At 71.8% G+C, this 18,058-nt stretch carries 17 protein-coding genes; 9 read left to right on the plus strand and 8 right to left on the minus strand.

Annotated elements, in window-relative coordinates; translation table 11 throughout:
* The first annotated feature begins 3 nt into the window (after positions 1 to 3).
* Both NR111_RS13610 and NR111_RS13615 read left to right on the plus strand, forming a co-directional pair.
* On the plus strand, positions 4 to 1,134 hold the full coding sequence (locus NR111_RS13610) for a TIGR03857 family LLM class F420-dependent oxidoreductase (RefSeq protein ID WP_256821085.1): 1,131 nt from the start codon (positions 4 to 6) through the stop codon (positions 1,132 to 1,134).
* Positions 1,127 to 2,188 (plus strand): phosphotransferase family protein, encoded by a 1,062-nt coding sequence (locus NR111_RS13615; RefSeq protein WP_256821086.1) that lies wholly within the window; start codon positions 1,127 to 1,129, stop codon positions 2,186 to 2,188. Before NR111_RS13610 ends, NR111_RS13615 begins: the two co-directional genes overlap by 8 nt.
* 118 nt (positions 2,189 to 2,306) lie before the next feature.
* On the opposite strand, the gene NR111_RS13620 is transcribed toward NR111_RS13615, so the two are convergent.
* Together NR111_RS13620 and NR111_RS13625 are read right to left on the minus strand one after the other, a co-directional pair.
* Entirely contained in the window at positions 2,307 to 3,833 is a 1,527-nt protein-coding gene (locus tag NR111_RS13620) for a catalase (RefSeq protein WP_256821087.1), read from the minus strand.
* Positions 3,834 to 3,902: 69 nt separating this feature from the next.
* Positions 3,903 to 4,343 carry a Fur family transcriptional regulator gene (locus NR111_RS13625; RefSeq protein WP_256821088.1) on the minus strand — a complete coding sequence of 147 codons (441 nt, stop codon included), beginning with the start codon at positions 4,341 to 4,343 and terminating at the stop codon, positions 3,903 to 3,905.
* 211 nt (positions 4,344 to 4,554) lie between these two features.
* Here NR111_RS13625 and NR111_RS13630 point away from each other — a divergent pair, with 211 nt between their 5' ends.
* Entirely contained in the window at positions 4,555 to 5,409 is an 855-nt protein-coding gene (locus NR111_RS13630; protein ID WP_256821089.1) for a universal stress protein, read from the plus strand.
* 190 nt (positions 5,410 to 5,599) lie between these two features.
* Here the strand turns inward: NR111_RS13630 and NR111_RS13635 are convergent, their stop codons facing one another.
* Positions 5,600 to 7,252, minus strand: coding sequence for a hypothetical protein (locus NR111_RS13635; protein WP_256821090.1), 1,653 nt, complete (start codon positions 7,250 to 7,252; stop codon positions 5,600 to 5,602).
* Between the two features lie 57 nt (positions 7,253 to 7,309).
* Here NR111_RS13635 and NR111_RS13640 point away from each other — a divergent pair, with 57 nt between their 5' ends.
* On the plus strand, positions 7,310 to 8,284 hold the full coding sequence (locus NR111_RS13640; protein ID WP_256821091.1) for a class E sortase: 975 nt from the start codon (positions 7,310 to 7,312) through the stop codon (positions 8,282 to 8,284).
* A gap of 4 nt (positions 8,285 to 8,288) precedes the next feature.
* On the plus strand, positions 8,289 to 8,441 hold the full coding sequence (locus NR111_RS13645; RefSeq protein ID WP_167457851.1) for a hypothetical protein: 153 nt from the start codon (positions 8,289 to 8,291) through the stop codon (positions 8,439 to 8,441).
* Between the two features lie 74 nt (positions 8,442 to 8,515).
* Here NR111_RS13645 and NR111_RS13650 read toward each other — a convergent pair whose 3' ends face one another.
* Both NR111_RS13650 and NR111_RS13655 read right to left on the minus strand, forming a co-directional pair.
* On the minus strand, positions 8,516 to 9,307 hold the full coding sequence (locus tag NR111_RS13650) for a SurA N-terminal domain-containing protein (protein ID WP_256821092.1): 792 nt from the start codon (positions 9,305 to 9,307) through the stop codon (positions 8,516 to 8,518).
* Positions 9,308 to 9,456: 149 nt separating this feature from the next.
* The gene (locus NR111_RS13655; RefSeq protein ID WP_067716212.1) at positions 9,457 to 10,596 is read right to left on the minus strand and encodes a hypothetical protein; all 1,140 of its coding nucleotides are present in this window, start codon (positions 10,594 to 10,596) and stop codon (positions 9,457 to 9,459) included.
* A gap of 106 nt (positions 10,597 to 10,702) precedes the next feature.
* On the opposite strand from NR111_RS13655, the gene NR111_RS13660 reads away from it, so the two are divergent.
* Entirely contained in the window at positions 10,703 to 12,352 is a 1,650-nt protein-coding gene (locus NR111_RS13660; RefSeq protein WP_256821093.1) for an MFS transporter, read from the plus strand.
* A gap of 50 nt (positions 12,353 to 12,402) precedes the next feature.
* Here the strand turns inward: NR111_RS13660 and NR111_RS13665 are convergent, their stop codons facing one another.
* Positions 12,403 to 12,735 carry a cupin domain-containing protein gene (locus tag NR111_RS13665; RefSeq protein WP_067716210.1) on the minus strand — a complete coding sequence of 111 codons (333 nt, stop codon included), beginning with the start codon at positions 12,733 to 12,735 and terminating at the stop codon, positions 12,403 to 12,405.
* Positions 12,736 to 12,809: 74 nt separating this feature from the next.
* Positions 12,810 to 14,879 (minus strand): NADPH-dependent 2,4-dienoyl-CoA reductase, encoded by a 2,070-nt coding sequence (locus NR111_RS13670; protein ID WP_256821094.1) that lies wholly within the window; start codon positions 14,877 to 14,879, stop codon positions 12,810 to 12,812.
* A 333-nt stretch (positions 14,880 to 15,212) separates the two neighbouring features.
* On the opposite strand from NR111_RS13670, the gene NR111_RS13675 reads away from it, so the two are divergent.
* The 3 genes from NR111_RS13675 to NR111_RS18560 all read left to right on the plus strand — a co-directional run bounded on the left by NR111_RS13675 (position 15,213) and on the right by NR111_RS18560 (position 17,394).
* Complete coding sequence (locus NR111_RS13675) at positions 15,213 to 15,764, plus strand: CAP domain-containing protein (protein ID WP_256821095.1); 552 nt, start codon at positions 15,213 to 15,215, stop codon at positions 15,762 to 15,764.
* A 253-nt stretch (positions 15,765 to 16,017) separates the two neighbouring features.
* On the plus strand, positions 16,018 to 16,662 hold the full coding sequence (locus NR111_RS13680) for a CAP domain-containing protein (RefSeq protein WP_067716201.1): 645 nt from the start codon (positions 16,018 to 16,020) through the stop codon (positions 16,660 to 16,662).
* A gap of 162 nt (positions 16,663 to 16,824) precedes the next feature.
* Positions 16,825 to 17,394: a CAP domain-containing protein gene (locus NR111_RS18560; protein ID WP_308202019.1), complete on the plus strand. Its 570-nt coding sequence runs from the start codon at positions 16,825 to 16,827 to the stop codon at positions 17,392 to 17,394.
* 43 nt (positions 17,395 to 17,437) lie between these two features.
* Here the strand turns inward: NR111_RS18560 and NR111_RS13690 are convergent, their stop codons facing one another.
* Complete coding sequence (locus NR111_RS13690) at positions 17,438 to 17,974, minus strand: TetR family transcriptional regulator (protein WP_256821096.1); 537 nt, start codon at positions 17,972 to 17,974, stop codon at positions 17,438 to 17,440.
* Positions 17,975 to 18,058: the final 84 nt, after the last annotated feature.

The raw sequence follows: 18,058 nt of genomic DNA on the forward strand, positions 1-18,058 counted from the left end.
TCCATGGCCGACGAAGCCACAGCACAACCGCCTGCCGTTCCCCCGGACCTCATGCCCGAGCTCGCCTGCTACGGGCTGGCCGGACACAGCGCCTCCCCGGCGGATCTCATCGCCGAGGCCGCGCGGGCCGAGGAACTGGGCCTGGGATCCATCCTGCTGTCCGAGAGGTTCGCACTCAAGGACGCCGCGGTGATGGCGGGCGCGGCGGTCGCGGCCACCACCCGGATCGGAGTGGGCACCGCCGCGACCAACCACAACACCCGCCACCCGCTGGTCACCGCGACCATGGCGACGACCCTGCACCGGATGTCCGGCGGACGCTACGCCTTCGGCCTGGGCCGCGGGATCCCCCTGCTCTTCGACATCATGGGCCTCCCGCACGTGACGTCGGCGCAGCTCGAGGACGCGATCGGCATCTACCGCACGCTGTGGGGCGGTGAGGCCGTCATCGGTCACGACGGCCCGGCCGGCAGCTACCCGTACCTGATGCAGGACGCGTCGTTCGACGAGGACATCCCGGTGCTGATGATGGCGATGGGCGACAACCAGCTGCGGCTGGCTGGGCGGATCGCCGACGGCGTCGTGCTCCACACCTTCATGTCGGATGCGGCGGTGCAGCGCTGCGTCCGCCTGGTCCGGGAGTCCGCGGAGCAGGCCGGCCGCGACCCCGCGGGCGTGCGGATCTGGTCGGTGATGGCGACCATCGAGCACTCGCTGGACGAGACGGCGCGGTTGCGCAAGCTCGTCGGGCGACTGGCCACCTACCTCACCGGCTACGGCGAGGTCCTGGTGCGGGTGAACGGGTGGGACCCGGCGGGACTCGAGGCGTTCCGCTCGGACGAGCGACTGTCCTCCCATTCCGGCGCGCTCGACGCCACCGACGATCTCGACCTTCTGCGCCATGCCCGCGAGGTCCTGCCCGACGCGTGGCTCGCCACGGCCGCCGTCGGCAGCGCCGCGCAGTGCGCCGACCGGATCGAGGGCCAGCTCGCGCTCGGCGCCGACTCGGTGGTCCTGCACGGTGCCACTCCCGACGAGCTCGCCCCGGTGCTCACCGAGTGGCGCGGGCGCCGGGACCCCGACCGCTTCGCCCACCTCGAGCCCAATCCCGGAAGGATCTCCCGTCATGACTAGTGTCGCGTCGAACCCGCAGGTGGTCTGTACGCCGGAGGAGGTCACCGCGCCGTGGCTGTCGCAGGCCCTGGGCACCGAGGTCCGGTCGGTGCGGACGGAGCTGGTCGGCACCGGTCAGATCGGATGCGGCCTGCTCGCCCACGTCGACGGCGACGGGCTCCCGCCGACGCTGTTCGTGAAACTGCCGAACCCCGACGAGGGCATGCGGCCGCTGTTGCACGGCGTGTACCGGACCGAGGTGCTGTTCTATCGTGACCTCGCGCCGACCGTGGCCGTGCGGGTCCCGCGGGTCCGGTTCGCCGCACTCGGCGAGCGGGAGGGCGAGTTCACGCTCATCCTCGACGACGTCACCCCGCTCGTCCAGGGCGACCAGCTCGCCGGGCTGACGATCGACCAGGCCCGCGACTGCGCCGTCAACCTCGCGGGACTCCACGGCCCGCGCTGGTGCGACCCCACGCTCCGGAGCATCGAGGGCCTCGCGGCGCCGACGGTCGAGGACAACGTCACTCTCCAGGAGCTCGGCGGGCCGGCGCTGGAGGCGTTCCTCTCCGAACTCGGGGGAAGACTCGACGACGACGAGCGCCGCATCATGGCGGAGATCGCCCCGCTGATCGCCCGGTGGGCCAACGGGCGGGCCGAGCGGTTCGCGCTCCTGCACGCCGACTACCGGGCCGACAACATGCTGGTGGACCCGACCGGGAACCGTCCCTCGCTGGCCTGCGACTGGCAGACGCTCGCGGTGGGCCTGCCCGGGCGTGACCTGGGCGGATTCCTCGGTTCGAGCCTCACCGTGGACGACCGGCGGGCCGCCGAGCGCGACATCGTGGCGGACTACCACCGGGCCCTGCTGGGTCACGGTGTCACCGACTATTCCGCCGACGCCTGTTGGGACGACTACGTCTACGGCCTGCTGCAGACGCCGGTGCTGGGGATCTTCGGCTGGATGTACGGCACCCGGACGGATCGGGGTGACGAGATGTTCGCCCTGCTGATGCGGCGGGCGTGCCGCGCCATCGCGGATCACGACGCGCTGGCGGTGGCCAGGGCCGGTTGACCGACGACGACACAACGAAATCCGCTACCCCGCCCCCGGATTCGCTAGTCCAATCGGAGTAGCGAATCCGTAGGGGGAGTAGCGGATGTTGGCGTGCTACTGGCCGGCTACCGGGGTGTCACTCCTGCAGCGTGTGGTTGCCGCGGGGGCTCGCCTCGACGCCTGCCTTGACGGCCTCGCAGAGGCCCTGGTCGACGGCGGCCCAGTAGGCATAGACGCGGTCGAGCAGCTCGGTCTCCGACGGGTCGATCGCCGAGACGTGACCGGCGATGTTGGCCGCCAGCCGCTCGCGGGCGGCGTCGTCGAGGACCTCGCGGTACAGGATTGAGGCCTGGACCGAGTCGGTGTCCTCGGCGTGCGGGCTCACGTCGCCGCGGTGGATGTCCGAGCCCTTGGTGTCCCAGGCGCCGATGTCGAACGCCTTGGACGCGTCGGCGGTCGGACCACCCAGCGAGTTGGGGTGGTACTCGGCCTGCGCGGGGTGCGGGTACTCGTACTGCATGGCGCCCTCCTTGGAGTAGGAGTTCACCGGAGACAGCGGACGGTTGACCGGCACCTGCTGGTAGTTGGCGCCGATGCGGTAGCGCTGGATGTCCGGGTAGGCGAAGACGCGGCCGAGCAGCATCTTGTCGGGCGAGAAGCCGATGCCCTTGACGATGTTGGTCGGCGCGAACGCGGCCTGCTCGATCTGCGCGTGGTGGTTCTGCGGGTTGCGGTTCAGCGTCATGGTGCCGACCTTGCGCAGCGGGTAGTCCTTCTGCGACCACGTCTTGGTGAGGTCGAAGGGGTTGTACTTGTACCCGTCCGCCTCGTCGACCGGCATGACCTGGACGTGAAGGTCCCAGGACGGGTAGTCACCGTTCTTGATGGACTCGAACAGGTCCTGACGGTGGTAGTCGGCGTTCTCGCCGGCCAGCTTGTCGGCCTCGGCCTGCGTGAGGAAGTCGATGCCCTGGTTGGTCTTGAAGTGGAACTTGACCCAGTGGCGGACGCCGGCGGCGTTGATGAACTGGTAGGTGTGCGAGCCGAACCCGTCCATGTGGCGCCAGGTCTTGGGGATGCCGCGGTCGCCCATGAGCCAGGTGACCTGGTGGGTGGACTCGGGGCTCAGGGTCCAGAAGTCCCACTGCATGGCGTGGTTGCGCAGGCCGGAGGCGTTCTTGCGGCGCTGCGAGTGGATGAAGTCCGGGAACTTCATCGCATCGCGGATGAAGAAGATCGGCGTGTTGTTGCCGACCATGTCGTAGTTGCCCTCTTCGGTGTAGAATTTCAGGGCGAAGCCGCGCGGGTCGCGCCAGGTGTCCGGGCTGCCCTTCTCACCGGCGACGGTGGAGAAGCGGGCGAGCATCGGGGTCTTGACGCCCTTCTGGAACAGGCCGGCGCAGGTGATGTCCGAGATGTCCTCGGTGGTCTCGAACTCGCCGAACGCGCCCGAGCCCTTGGCGTGGGGCAGGCGCTCCGGGACGTTCTCCCGGTTGAAGTGGGCGAGCTTCTCGATGAGGTGGAAGTCGTGGATCGGCTGCGGACCCTGCGGGCCGACCTGGGCGCTGAACTCGTCGTGCGGGACGGGCTGGCCACTGTCGGTGGTGGTGTGGGAGTTCGGCTGGAAGTCGCGCACGCCGCGGTCTGCGGGATGAATGGTCACGTCAGTTGCTCCTCGAGATGGGGTGTGGAGTAGAAGGTGCGGAGTAGTGGTGTGGTCCAGGTCTCAGTATCAGACACGCGAGGCCTGCTCTGCCTGGCATTCGGGGCAAGTTCCCCAGTAGTTGACCTCTGCTTCATCGATCTCGAAGCCGTGGTCCCGGTCGACGGTGAGGCAGGGGGCGTGTCCGACCGCGCATTCGACGTCCTCGATGCGCCCGCACGTCCGGCACACGAGGTGGTGGTGGTTGTCCCCCGTCCGTCGCTCGTACAGCGCCGGGGAGCCGGCGGGTTCGATGCGGCGCATGAGGCCGACGTCGGTGCACACGCGCAGCGCGTCGTAGACGGTCTGCGTGGACACCGCGCCCAGCCGTTCCCTGACGAGAGTCGCGACGTCCTCCGCCGCGATGTGGGGACGACCGGCGACGACGGCGAGGACCGCCAGCCGCGGCGAAGTGACCCTCAGCCCGGCATCGCGGAGCACTGCCCCCTGGTCCTCGGTTGCTGTCGTCATGGGCATCACCCTAGCCCACTTTCTGGAATAGGTCCAGAAAACGAGGGGCTCTGTTCTAGGAATCCCATCGGCCGACCCGGCACGCGTCCGGGGTCCGCGGGGCACGGGCGACCGTCAACGGGCTGCGACTAGGCTGGACCCGGACCCCGGATCGCCGTCACCGCACCGCGGCGGCCCTGACCGCGTGCCCCCGAACCTGCAGGAGGAACCCATGTCGGAGACCACCACCGGACCGGTCGTGTGCGGGTACGACGGCTCGCGTGACGCCCGCAGAGCCGTGGCCTGGGCGGCCGCCTGGGCGCGCGACCACGGCACGTCACTCGAGGTGATCTCCGCCGACCGGGCGGTGGGCCGCGTCGTGGCGTTCGACGAGACCGCCCGCGCGAACGTCGAGGGAGCGATGCGCGACCAGCTCGCCGACCTCACCGCCGACGTCCCGACCACCCACCGGGTGATCGCGGACAGTCCCGTCAGCGCGCTGGTCGGGGCCGGCGCCGCCGCCTCGGCGATCGTCGTGGGCAGCCGCGGCCTCACCGCGCGCGAGGACTTCGCGATGGGGTCGACCTCCGCCGGCGTCGTCGAGCACGCGACCTGCCCGGTCCTCGTCATCACCCCGCGGACGCCCGAGAGCCCCACCGGGGGCCCGGTCGTCCTGGCCGCCGACGGTTCGGCGGCGAGTGACCCCGCCGTGGCGTTCGCGTTCGCCGAGGCCGAGCGCCGGGGTGTCACCCTGCGCGCCGTGCACTCGGTGGAGGTGCCCAGGTTGCCGGGCACGTCCCTGTTCGACCTCGACCAGTTGGCCGAGAGCGTGCTCGCCGAGGACGAGAAGGAAATCCTCGACTCCCTCGCCCCGCACGAGGCCCGCCACCCGGAGGTCAGCGTCGAGCTCATCCTCGTCGTCGGCGAGCCCGCCGTCACGGTCGCTGACGAGGCCACGGGGGCGTCACTGCTGGTCACCGGCTCGCGTGGCCACGGCGGATTCGCCGGATTGCTGCTCGGGTCCGTCAGCCGCCGCCTGCTCCAGACGGCGCCGTGCGCGGTCGCGGTCGTCCGCCCCGCCGACTGACCCCCGCCGCCTGACCCGCGCCGACAAGAGGATTTCGCGTGTATCGCCCGAGAGCGGCCGCGCGTTTTCCTCTTGTCGGCGGCAGGGTCGGCTTGTCGTCGGGAGGGTCGGTGCGCGGGTGCGCGGGTGGGCGGGAAGACGGTTCGGCGCGGGTGGTCGGGCGTGCGCCGCCGCGGTCGTGCAGTCCGCGTCAGGCCGGGCCGATGCGGAGCATGCGGGTGAGGGTGGGTTGCCACATCACGCCGGGCGCGTCGCCGCGGGAGGCGATGGTGCCGGTGAGTTCCATCGGTTCGTCCAGCGGGGCGTGGCCGAGGAAGCTGCGGGCCACCTCGCGGCCGGTCTCCACGTCGGTCGAGGTCACGTCGACGGGCCCGAACTTCTGCGCGAGCCCCTGATCGAGCGCCGAGGCGAGCCCCGGGTCGGTCGCCGAGCCGGGCCCGGACAGCACGCGGGGCGGGCCGTAGGCCAGCGCGTGGATCTGCCCGTCGCCGGTGGTGAGCTTGGGCAGAGACGCCGTCCGGGACAGCGAGGTCCACGCGCGCGAGCACGCATCGTCTCCGACGCCGACGCCGTCCGGCCCCCCGGCCCCGTCGGCCCGCACGTCGATACGGGTCATCCCTCCCGTGTACGGCGCCGACGGGGGCACCGCGGGACCGTCGACGGCGAAGGGCGGGTACTCGAAGCCGTATGTGTTGACCAGCACCAGCGCGTTTCCGGTCGCGATGATCGAGTTCTCGGTGGCCGCGGGCCCGTCGATGAGGACCCCGTCGGCGGCGGCCGAGTCGGGCCGCAGGGTCGTGGCGAACGCGGGCATCCGGCACACCTGCGACCCGTCGTCGCGGCGCAGGACGATCAGCTCGGGGTGCTCGGCGTCGTCGCTGATCGCCACGAGCGAGTCGCCGGGCCCGAAGTAGGTGGGCGTGGTCCCCGACCCTTGCGCGAGCAGGCCCGGTTTCCGCGCCTGCCCCACCTCGTAGCCGCGCCGCCAGCGCACGCTCGGCGTCCCGTCCTCGGAGCTGTCGATCTCGTAGAGGGCGCGGGTGGTTATCGCCGACGCGCCGCCGGGCCGGACCGTCAGCCCGTTGGTGATCTTCTCCCCTGCCGGCAGGGCGAGACTGCGGAGCTCGTCGTCGTCGCCCCCGGGCCGCACGGTCCCCACCACCCCGCCGGAGGTGGCGAACCACACCCGCCCGTCGAAGGCGGGCATGAGGCCGGTGACCGCATCGCCGGCCGGGACGGCCGGGGAGAGATCGGCCAGGACGTCGACCGTCATGCGCCACGGGCCGGCGTCGGTGCGTTCGTGCCCGACGGCCAACAGCCTGCGGTTGCCGTCCGCGACGACCACCCGGTCGCGGTCGTCGAGGTACCCGTAGACCCCGCCGAGCAGCGCTCCCTTGGCCAACTGCACCTCCGCCAGCACTGCCGCGGTGTCGGGGTGGAACAACTTGACCGTCGGCGCGAGCGGGGTGGGCGGGGTGAGTCCGACGTACGAGGTGCACAGCGCGACCGGGAGGCCGTCCGTGCCCACGAAGACGGTCGAGCAGGTGGCTCCGGTGAGCGCTGACGTGACCGCCGGGGTCGTGCCGGGACCGCGGCCGGGCAGGGTGTCGGTCGAGGCCGCATCGCCGTGGACGGTGGCCGTGCCCGCGGGGCCGAGCCCGGGCGGGGCGGCCGCCTGCGGCGCGGCGACGGCGGGCGCCGACGGTGCTTGCGCGGTGGCAGAGGCGGGCAGCAGGACCGCGCCGGTGCCGAGCCCAACGATCAACGCCGCAGCCGTGACCGCCCCGGCGGCCGAGACCCTCCGGGCAACCCGGACCGTCCCCGCCGGGGGCTTCCGTCTCATCGAGCGCATGGGGTTGATTCCATCACCGCCGGCACCGCGGTGTCCCCGGATCCGGTCGTGAGACGATTCCAGCGTGGCGCCGAGGAACGGGCATGCACCGGGGTGGTCGAGCAGATGAGCCGGCCCCCCGACCCATCGCGCATACCGGCCCCGTCGCGCACACCGGCCCGCAGCGCAGCCGGCGACTCCCGCCGCGAGCCCGGCGAGCCCCGCCGCGCGCCGGGCGTCGGCCAGATCCTCGGCGAACTGCTGCTCACCGTGGGCGTGGTCCTGCTGCTGTATGTGTTCTACGAGGCGTTCTGGACGAACCTCGCCTCCGGGCGACTGCAGGCCGAGGCCGCCGCCGGGCTCGAGGAGAAGTGGAGCGACGGCCCCGTCCCCGACGCGAGTGGCCCCGACGCGGCCGGTCGGCCCGCCGGCGATCCGGTCCCGCCGCCCGGGCCGACGCTCGGCGACCCCTTCGCCCGGATCCACCTGCCGACGCTCGGCCCGGACGCGGTCTACGCGGTGGTGGAGGGGACGCGGGCCGAGGACCTGCGCACCGGGCCGGGCCACTACCCCGGGACCCAGCTGCCCGGCGAACCGGGCAACGCCGCGCTCGCGGGCCACCGCAACGGCTCCGGCGCCGTCTTCGAGCACCTCGACCGGCTGGACTCGTGCGACGCGATCGTCATCGAGACCGAGACCCAGTGGCAGACCTACCGGCTCCTGCCGGTGGAGCGCGGCGGCGCGGAGCGGCTCGCGGCCGCCCGCGACTGCCTCACCCCGCGGCAGGCCGACCGCGTCGCCGTAGGCGACTACGCCCACGTCGCGGGCCGGCACATCACGACCCCCGACGCGGTCGAGGCGATCGCCCCGGTCCCCGGCGTGGCGGGCGCGCCCGCGGACGACGCGACCGAGGCCCCCGAGCGCCTGCTCACCCTGACCACCTGCCACCCGATGTACTCCAACGCCGAGCGGCTCATCGTGCACGCCGCCCTCGTGGAGACCGCCGCGAAGACCGACGGCCGCCCGGCCGCCCTGGAGGAGTGAGCCGATGTACGCCTACCTGTGGCGATCCCTGCCCGGCCCGCGCCCGGTGAAGGTCGTGCTCGTCCTCCTCGTACTGGCGGCCGTGTTCCTACTGCTCATGGAGGTCGTGTTCCCGTGGGTGGCGCAGCAGCTGCCGCACACCGACGTCACCGTGTAGGCACGATCACCGCGCAGGCGCCGTGACCGTGGCGGCGACGTCACCGCGGCGGCGACGTCACCGCGGCGGGCCCCCTAGATGTGGACGGTCACGTCCGCATCCGCGCGGAGCTTCTGCGACAGCTCCTCCATCGCGCCGGCCTCCTTCTCGGCCCGCACCTGCTCCTCGACCTGGCCGCGCACCTGCTCCAGCGGCGGCAGCCCGCCACCGCCGGCCGCACCACCGCCGGACATCGCCTGCTGCTGCGCGACCTGCTCGTAGGCGGCCTGCACCTCGGCGTCGGTCACCTCGAACACCCCGTACTCGTCGGTGATCAGCTTCTGGACGCGCAACTGCTTGTCGATCTGGTCCAGCACGGCCGCGCGGTCCAGGCCCTGCCCGCCCATCGCCTCGACGAACTCGTCGGTGCTGACCTGGTTGCGCTCGGCGAACACGGCCAACTCGGCCTGGATCTCCTCATCGGAAACCTCGATCCCCCGAGTGCCGGCCTCCTGCGTGAGCAGTTCGGTGCCGATCAACCCGTCGGTGGTCAGCTCCTTGAGCTGGGCCTCGTCGACGGGCTGGCCGGACATCTGGGCCTGCATGCTCATCTGCTGGTACTGGTTCTCGAACACCGACAGGAACTCGTCGCGTGAGATCTCGGTGCCGTTCACCTCGGCCACCGGGTCGGGGATGTCGGAGGTGTCGGGCCCGTCCGCGGACTGCTCGCTCTCCTGCCCGGGCTCAGCTGCCTGTTCGGACTGCTCGGCTGCTGCCTGCGTCTGGGCGGCGCCGCCCTCGTCGTCGTCGCCCCCGGCGCCGCACCCCGCGACCACCAGTACGAGTCCTGCGGCGGCGACCGCCGACCTCCATGTTCGTGAGCGCACTCGATCTCCTGACGTTGACGTGTGCGTGAAGCCGCGACGCTACACATCCGAGTTGAGCGGGAGCTGTGCACGAGACGCCAGCGGGTGCGGGCAGCGCGCCGTCACGCGCCGCCCGCACCCACGTCGGCGTCGGGGGCCGGCGTCGGGGGTCAGAATCGGAGGATCGCGCCCTCCGCCACGTCCTTCGGCAGGGAGTCCACCACAACCACCGATCCGGACGTGGCCAGGACCTGACCGACCGCGGTGTCCAGATCGTCGGGGCCGTGCTCGGCGGTGCAGCGACGACGGGTGAGCAGCAGCGTCTCGACGCGTCCCTCGCGGGCGGCGTGCAGGATGTCCGACCCGCCGCCTGCCAGTGCGCGACCGGCGCCGATCGCGTCACCGAAGCGTTCCGCGACCGCGTCGGACTGCCGTTGCATCGCCGGCCGGACCACCGCCCACGCGCGCTCGTGCAATTCGGCGGGCGACAGGGCGTCCGGGTTGCCGGCGGCCACCTCGTCCACCAGGTGTTCGTAGTTCAAGTACCCGCGGAACTGCGGGAGATGCTCGGTCACCGCCGCCAGGACGACGGGCCGCCGATCGTTGGGGCGCAGCGCCTCCTGCAGTCCCTTCGCGATCTGCCGCAGGAACTTCTCCCGCTGCACGTCCCCGACCTCGGCGCCCGTGCCGTGACTGTGCACCATCCCCCCGCCGGCCCTGTTCGCCCCGGGGCCGGCGCCGGCGGCCCCGCTGAACCGCTGCTGCTGGTGCGAGGGCGGCTGGATATCGCCGGCCATGTCGTCGATCGAGGACGGGATCGAGCCCAGGTCGAGCTCGCGGATAGTCGAGGCGGTGCCCTCGAGCAGGCGGACCTTGTTCTGACTGCCGGCGAGGACCAGGAACTCGCCGTCACCGACCGCGGCCGGCACGATCGGCCGGACGGCGAACCGGTCGCTCACGTGGACCGCCTCGGCGACGTCCGTGGACAGGCGGTACGCGCGCCAGAACCCCTTCGACGCGAACAGCGCGAGACCGTCGGACAGGCGCTGCCAGTACGCGTCGTCCTCCAACAGGGCGACCAGCGGGCCGAGGATCTCGTCGGACTCCTCCTGGGCCACGCCGTGCGCCTTGAGTCGGGTCTCGGCGTCCTTGATGAGCGACTTGGCGCGGATGGGGTTCTCGCGGACCTCTGCCCCGGCCCGGGCCGTGGGCAGGAAGATCGACACGGCCCGGCCGCTGGCGGTGCCCAGCTCGGCGAGGTCGGTCAAGGGGATCGGATCGACTTCTGCGGTGCGGGTGACATCAGCCATGACCCGACGCTACTGACCGCAGCGGGGCACGGGTAGGTCGTGACAGGGTTGTTGCGCGCCCGTGACCTTCGGGCCCGGGGCGTCCGCCGTGGATACCATCGCGGAAGTGACCGATGCGCCCGTGACCCCCGCGACGACCCGGCCGGTTAGCACCGCCCGGGTCCTCACCACCCTGATGGTCCCGATGTTCATGGCGCTGCTCGCGCTGTCGGTGATCAACGTGGCGCTGCCGGTGATCGGCACCGCGCTGGACTCGGATTCGCAGGGCCTGCAATGGGTGGTGTCCGGGTACGCGCTCGCGTTCGGGCTACTGCTCGTGCCGTCGGGGCGGCTGGGCGACGCCACCGGACGCAAGCGCCTGTTCCTGGCGGGCGTGGCGGTGTTCGTGGGCGGCGCGGTGGTCGCCGGGTTCGCCCAGTCGATCGAGATGCTCAACCTGGCGCGCCTCATCCAGGGTGTGGGCTCGGGGATGCTCAACCCGCAGACGTTCGGCCTCATCCAGAAGTACTTCAGCGGCGGGGCGCGGGCGCGCGCGTTCGCCACGCTGGCCACGACGGTCTCCGTCGCCACCGCCTCCGGGCCGCTGGTCGGCGGGGTGCTCATCGAGGTCCTCGGCGACGACCTCGGCTGGCGCGCGATGTTCCTGGTCAATGTGCCGCTCGGCGTGCTGGCGCTGGTGTTGGGGTGGCGCTGGTTGCCCGACGACCGCCGCCTCCCGCCCGGCGAGGCGGGGCCCGACGTGGGCGGGTCCGCCGCGCGCGCCGGCGACATGGCGCGGCTCGCCGCGCAGGGTGACGGTGGAGCGCGGGGTGATGAGGCCGCACGTAGGGGTGAAGCGGCACGTGGGGGTGAGAGTGGATACGACGACGAGGCCAGCCGCGCATCCAGGATCGCGGCCGCCGTGAACGCAGGCCTGCCGAGGCCTCGGCACCGGGGCCGGCGGGATCGCCTGGACCTCGACCCGGTCGGCATCGTTCTGCTCGGCGTGGCCGTGCTGTCGCTGATGCTGCCGTTCCTGACCCGTGGCGGGAACCTCGCCTACTGGGCCCTGGTGCCGGTGGGGCTGGGCCTCATGGCCGCGTTCGTCTGGTGGGAGCGGCGGTACGAGCGGATCGGGCGGCCTCCGCTGGTCAACCCGGACATCTTCCGGGATCCCGCGTTCCGCAACGGCATGGTCATCGTGTCGATCTACTTCGTGGGCGGCACGAGCCTGTGGATCGTCATGCCGATGTACCTGCAGTTCCACCTGGGTTACGCGCCCATCGATTCCGCGTTCGTCAGCCTGCCCGCTTCTGTGCTCGCGGCCATCTCGGCACAGGTGGCGGGGCGGTTCGTGCTCCAGCTCGGGCGGCGGATGGTCATCGGCGGCTTCTGCCTGACGATCACCGCGCTGCTCACGTTCATCCTGCTCGCGGGCGTGGTGGACTCCGGGGCGGTGAGCTATCTGATTTTCATGGTTCCCGCCGCGATGATGGGCACCGCGCAGGGCATGACCATCTCCCCCAACCAGACGCTCACCCTGCGCGCGGTGGATCCCGAATACGGTGGGGTCGCCGGCAGCATCATCTCGCTGGGCCAGCGCATGGGTACCGCGGTGGGCACGGCGATGGTGCCGGGCGTGCTGTTCTGGATCGTCGAAGAACGGGACGACTGGCTGCTCGCGTTCCGGGTGGCGCTCGGCGTGATCGCGGTGTTGGCCGCGGGCGCGTTGGCGTTCAGCATCGTCGACCGCCGCCGCGAAGTGCGCTGCGGCTGACCGGCCTCGGCCCTCACCGCTGACCGCCGTGTGCCCGGCCGGTATGGGTGCTACCCGATTTTTGCCACTGTCAGGAGGACGACCGAGTCCTCTTCAGCCTCGAGTCCGTGCCGACTGTCGGGGATCCGGAGCAGGTCCCCCGGTGAGCCGTTCCACGCGTCATTCTCGACAGTGAGCGACACCCTGCCCTGGAGGACGTAGACGGTGGCCTCCCCGGGGTTGTTGTGCTCGGTCAGGGCCGTTCCGGCGGTCAGCGCGATGAGCGTCTGGCGCATGACGTGCTCATGGCCGCCGAACACCGTGTCCGCACTGCGGCCACTCGTCGACTGTTGCGCGGTTGCCAACAGATTCCGCCCGAGCGCGGTCAGGGAGTTCTTCTTCATGTGGGTTCTCCTGTCTCCTACGACCCACTGTGCCAAGAGGGCGCAGGGTCCGTTGACGGAATGGCCCACTCGGATCACAAGGTTGCTGCCAGCTCCACGCCCTGCTTGATGGCGCGCTTCGCGTCGAGTTCGGCGGCCACGTCCGCCCCACCGATCACGTGGACACGCGAGCTCCGCCCGTGCGGGCCACGCTGCGCCTCCAGCCCGGCGACGAGATCGCGGACCGACTCCTGCCCTGCACACACGACGACCGAGTCGACCTGCACGACCCTCGAGAATCCCTGCGCATCGCGGATGTGCAGCCCGTCGTCGTCGACCTTCACGTAGGTCACCCCTGTGTGCTTCCGCACGCCGCCGGCCTCGAGCTCGGCGCGGTGCACCCAGCCGGTGGTCTTGCCCAGGCCCCGGCCGATGCGGGAGGTCTTGCGCTGGAGCAGGTGCACCTCGTGGGCCGGCTCGGCGTGCACGGCAGTGCCCAGTCCCGCGCGCTCGAGCGCCGGATCGGTCACGCCCCAGTGGCGCCGCCACGCCTCCACATCCGTGGAGTGGCCGCTCGGTTCGCGGCCGTCGACGGCGATCCCGGGCCCGCCCGCCAGCAGGAACTGCGAGACGTCCACGCCGATGCCGCCGGCGCCGATCACCGCGACCCGGCGGCCGGGGGTACGCGCGCCGGTGAGCAGCTCGGGATAGGTCATGACCATGGGGTGATCGGCGCCGGGGATCGTGATCTCGCGCGGCCGCACCCCGGTGGCGATCACCACGTGGTCGAAGCCCGCGAGATCGTCCGGGTGGGCGCGGCGGCCGAGGTGCACCGGCACGCCGAGGACGTCCAGGCGCCGGCTGAAGTAGGCGATCGACGCCGCGAACTCCTCCTTGCCCGGCACGCGCATCGCGTAGCGGAACTGCCCGCCGAGCTCGTCCTCCGCCTCGAAGACCTCCACCGCGAGCCCGCGGGACGCGGCGGCCTCGGCGCACGCCAGCCCCGCGGGTCCCGCGCCGACCACCGCCACCCGACGCCGGGTGGGGGCCACGGTGAGCAGGAGCTCGGTTTCGCGGCCGGCGCGCGGATTGACCAGGCAGGAGGCACGTTTGTTGGCGAAGGTGTGGTCGAGGCAGGCCTGGTTGCAGGCGATGCAGATGTTGATCTCGTCGGCCCGCCCCTCGGCGACCTTGGCGGCGAACGCCGGGTCCGCCAGCAGCGGCCGCGCCATGGACACCAGGTCCGCCTGACCGCGGGCGATGATCTGCTCCGCGATGTCCGGAGTGTTGATGCGGTTGGACGCGATCACCGGGACACCGACGGTCTGCTTGAGCCGGGCCGTGAGGTCGACGAACGCGGCCCGCGGCACGGAGGTGACGATGGTGGGGATGCGGGACTCGTGCCAGCCGATGCCGGTGTTGAACACGTCGACACCAACGGCCTCGAGGCGCTGCGCGAGTTCGGCGGTCTCCTCCCACGACTGGCCGCCGTCGACCAGGTCGAGCAGGCTGATCCGGTACTGCAGCAGGAAGTCGCGGCCCACCTCGGCGCGGATGCGGCGCACGATCTCCTCTGGCAGCCGCATCCGCCTGCTCGCGGTGCCGCCCCACGAGTCGGTGCGGTCGTTGGTCCGGGCGGCGAGGAACTGGTTGATGAGGTAGCCCTCCGAGCCCATGATCTCGATGCCGTCATACCCCGCGCGCCGGGCCAGGCGGGCGGCCCGGACCCAGTCGTCGATCGTCCGCTCGACACCCCGGGCGCCCAGGGCGCGCGCTCTGAACATGCTGATCGGCGACTTGGTCGACGCGGCCGAGCGGACGAACGGCTGGTATCCGTAGCGGCCGGCGTGGAGGACCTGCAGGAGGATGTGGGCGCCCTCGGCATGGACGGCGTCGGTGAGGCCGCGGTGCTTGTCGGCCATCCGGCGCGAGGCCATCATCGACCCGGCCGGCAGCAGCCACCCCTCCACGTTGGGCGAGTACCCGCCGGTGACCATGAGGGCGGCCCCGCCGCGCGCCCTCTCGGCGAAGTAGGCGGTGAGCTCGGGCAGGTGCTTCGAGCGGTCCTCCAACCCGGTGTGCATGGACCCCATGACCACGCGGTTGCGCAGGGTGAGATGCCCGACGGCGAGGGGACTGAGGAGGTGAGAGTGACTGTGGCCCATGGGGGCTGATTCTGCCCGGTATCCGGTCCCCCGACACCGCCGTAGAGGAATTTTCGCTCACCGGGGCGTCCGGACCGCCCGTGGCGATGCGGGCCGATCAGGCGCACGCCCGAACATCGATCCGGAGGCGTCGCACGCCTTAACTGGACGAACGTCTGTGTGACGAGTCAGCAACTTGGGCGCCTGACCTGCAGTTTTGAGGGTGCACAAACTTGTGTCGCGGGGGTCGATAATGCGGCGATCTCGAAGAACTGACCTTATCCTCAGATTCGTGGCTTCCCTCGGTCACATGTCCTCCCCCGACGTTCCCCCAACCCCTCAGGAATCCCCTCAATGCGAACCATCGTCAGGCGGCGCATCGGCGCCGTCGCCGCCGCTGCCGCCACCTTCCTCGCCCTGGCCGCCCCCGTCACCGCCGCCCAGTCGCTCCAGTTCACCGTGGGCGCGCCCGCCCCCTGTGAGCAGGCGACCCCGGCGGAGACCGAGCAGGTGATCGCGGACATCCACGAGTACACCAACCGCGAGCGCGTCTCCCGCGGCCTCAACCCCGTCACGCGCCTCGCCAGCCTGGACCGGATCGCCCAGGACTGGAGCGAGCAGATGGCCAGCGTGGACAAGATGACCCACAACCCGCAGATCGAGACGCTGATGGAGATCACCTACGACGGATCTCCGCTGAGTGACGGGGACTGGAAGAGTTACGGCGAGAACGTGCTGCAGAACTGGTGCGGCGCCTCGGGCGAGGCGCTCGTCCAGCAGTGGATGAACTCGCTTCCGCACCGCCTCAACCTACTCAACCCGTTGCACACCCACCTCGGTGTGGGCGTGCAGGTCGCCGACAGCCGGAAGCTGTACTCCACCCAGAACTTCGCCCGACTGACCTGACCCCCGCGGCCCCCTCGGTCGTCGCCCCCTCCTACGGCGCCCCCACCCCCGGTCCACACCGGCGGCGGGGGCGCCGTCGTGTCGGCGCCGTCTCGCGCGCCGCCATACGAATGGGAATCGCATCGGTGTAACGCATGTGACTAGAGTGACGACAGAGGCAGGAGTGAACCGGCTCGGGTGGCACCGTCCGATCCGGCACACGCTCCACACGCAGGCCACGGCGCGAGCCGCGGCCCGAGGAAAGGACCATCGCGTGCGTCATCCCCTTCGTTCCGCCGTCGCCACCGGCGCGGCCGCCCTCCTGCTCGCCTCCGGCACTGGCACGGCGGCCGCGCAGGGCTCGCTGGAGCTCGCGCTGCCGTTCTTCGCCACCATCCCCGGCCTGGCCTCCCTCACCCCGGACGCCCCCGGGGCACGCTCCGCCCCGGCGGCCGACCCGGCTGCCGCGGCCGCGGACGATCTGCTGCCCGAGGAGATCAGGCTGATGGCGTTCGAGGGCAGCGTGGTGGCCGCCGTCAACGAGGCCCGCCTCGTGGTGGGCGCCGACCGGCTCGTCACCGACCCCCGACTCGAGGCGTCAGCCCGCGAGCGGGCCGCCCAGCTCGCCGCGGGCGACCCCACGACCGGCGAGGTGACCGTCCCCGCGGATGCGCGAGTCGACGCCGATACTCCCGGCGCGGACGCTCCCGGCGAGGCCGCGGACGTCGACCAGTCCGGCGACCGCACCGTTCTCGCGCTGCCCGCCGGCGCGACCCCGCAGAAGGCACTCTCGGCCCTGCTCGCCGACACCGGCATGCGCGAGCGGATGCTGGACGGCCGGTTCGTCCGAGTGGGCGTGGGCGTGGCCACCGCCGAGGACGGCACCGTGCACGTGGTGCAGGACTTCGCCCGCGACTGACTGCCGGACGATCGTCCAGCGGGGGTGGGGTGGATAACGCCCCTCCCCTGCTCACGGTGGTTACGGGGTGATGACGGCTGGCTTAGGGCTGGAGCCGGTTCCTACCGTTGCGCTCGGCGACCCGACAGTCGGGTCCCCAGCACCCGAAAGTTACCGACACTCGTGACCCGAGCCCTCCAGCACCTGCGTCGTGGCCTGATCCTGGCCGCCGCGGCTTCCGCCACCCTCGCCCTGAACGCGGCCCCGCAGGCCTCGGCCCAGGCGCCGCAGATCCAGCTGCCCCAGATCCACCTCCCGGGCCTGACGATCGGTTTCGCCAACCCCGCCCCCGCCGGCACCGTGCCGACGATCGACCCCGCCTCCGCCGAGTACCGGGCCCAACTCGAGGGCGCCACCAACGCCGCCCGCGCCGCACACGGCCTCGCCCCCCTCGCCGTCAACGGCGGCCTCACCGCGGTGGCCACCAACTGGAGCGGCACGCAGGCCGCGCAGAACCGCATGTTCCACAACCCGGACGTGGGCGCGCAGATCCCCGCCGGGTGGGGCCACTACGGCGAGAACGTGCTGCAGAACTACGCGCACGCCACCCCGCAGCAGCTGGTGGACCAGTGGATGGCCTCCCCCGGCCACCGCGTGAACCTGCTCAACCCGGGCCACACCTCGATGGGCGTCGGCGCCGCAGTGGCCGCGGACGGCAAGCTCTATGCCACCCAGGTCTTCGCCCGCTACTGAAGCGCCCAGCCCCCGCCCCGGACGCTCTTCTCGATGGGAGTCGTCAGGCCTGGACGCCGGCGAGCATCGCGTCGAGACCCTGCCGGAAGCGCCGATCGAACTCGACCGTCGGCGTCGCGGGGTCGGCGACCGTGAGGTTGTGGTGGGTCTGCTCCTCCAGGCTCAGGCCCACCACGTAGCCCGTCAGGGCCGTGGTCAACCCCGGCGCGCGGCCCTCGAGTCCGTGGCGGGAGCACGCCGCCTCGACCACCTCGGCGACCGGATTCACCGCACCCGCCGCCAGACCCAGCGCCACGATCTCGGCGCCGTCCGGAACGCCCGTGACGGCCGCGCGCAGCGCCTGAACCACCGCCCGTAGTTCGTCGGCGGCCGAGTTCCCCTCCCCGACGGGACCCATCGTCGCCAGGATGCGCTCCGCGACGACCGTGAGCAGCGCCTGCTTGGACGGAACGTGCCAGTACAGCGCGCTCGGTTGGACCCCCAGCCGGGTCGCCAACGTCCGCATCGACATACCGGGCAGCCCCGATTCGCGGAGCAGTTCCAGGGCGGTGTCGACGACCGCCGTCTTTGTCAGGGCCACGGGCGCCGATCCTACCGGCCGACACCACCCTCTCCTGAACGCTGTACAAGTCGACGACCGTGCGCTAGCTTGAACGGCGTTCAA

This window comes from Dietzia sp. Die43 (assembly GCF_024519835.1).
GTDB lineage: Bacteria > Actinomycetota > Actinomycetes > Mycobacteriales > Mycobacteriaceae > Dietzia > Dietzia kunjamensis.

Coding starts and splice junctions, on each gene's coding strand:
- NR111_RS13645 (WP_167457851.1), top strand. CDS start 8,289: ATGTACGCCTACCTGTGGCGATCCCTGCCCGGCCCGCGCCCGGTGAAG.
- NR111_RS13630 (WP_256821089.1), top strand. CDS start 4,555: ATGTCGGAGACCACCACCGGACCGGTCGTGTGCGGGTACGACGGCTCG.
- NR111_RS13615 (WP_256821086.1), top strand. CDS start 1,127: ATGACTAGTGTCGCGTCGAACCCGCAGGTGGTCTGTACGCCGGAGGAG.
- NR111_RS13625 (WP_256821088.1), bottom strand. CDS start 4,343: ATGACGACAGCAACCGAGGACCAGGGGGCAGTGCTCCGCGATGCCGGG.
- NR111_RS13655 (WP_067716212.1), bottom strand. CDS start 10,596: ATGGCTGATGTCACCCGCACCGCAGAAGTCGATCCGATCCCCTTGACC.
- NR111_RS13635 (WP_256821090.1), bottom strand. CDS start 7,252: ATGAGACGGAAGCCCCCGGCGGGGACGGTCCGGGTTGCCCGGAGGGTC.
- NR111_RS13610 (WP_256821085.1), top strand. CDS start 4: ATGGCCGACGAAGCCACAGCACAACCGCCTGCCGTTCCCCCGGACCTC.
- NR111_RS13675 (WP_256821095.1), top strand. CDS start 15,213: ATGCGAACCATCGTCAGGCGGCGCATCGGCGCCGTCGCCGCCGCTGCC.
- NR111_RS13665 (WP_067716210.1), bottom strand. CDS start 12,735: ATGAAGAAGAACTCCCTGACCGCGCTCGGGCGGAATCTGTTGGCAACC.
- NR111_RS13670 (WP_256821094.1), bottom strand. CDS start 14,879: ATGGGCCACAGTCACTCTCACCTCCTCAGTCCCCTCGCCGTCGGGCAT.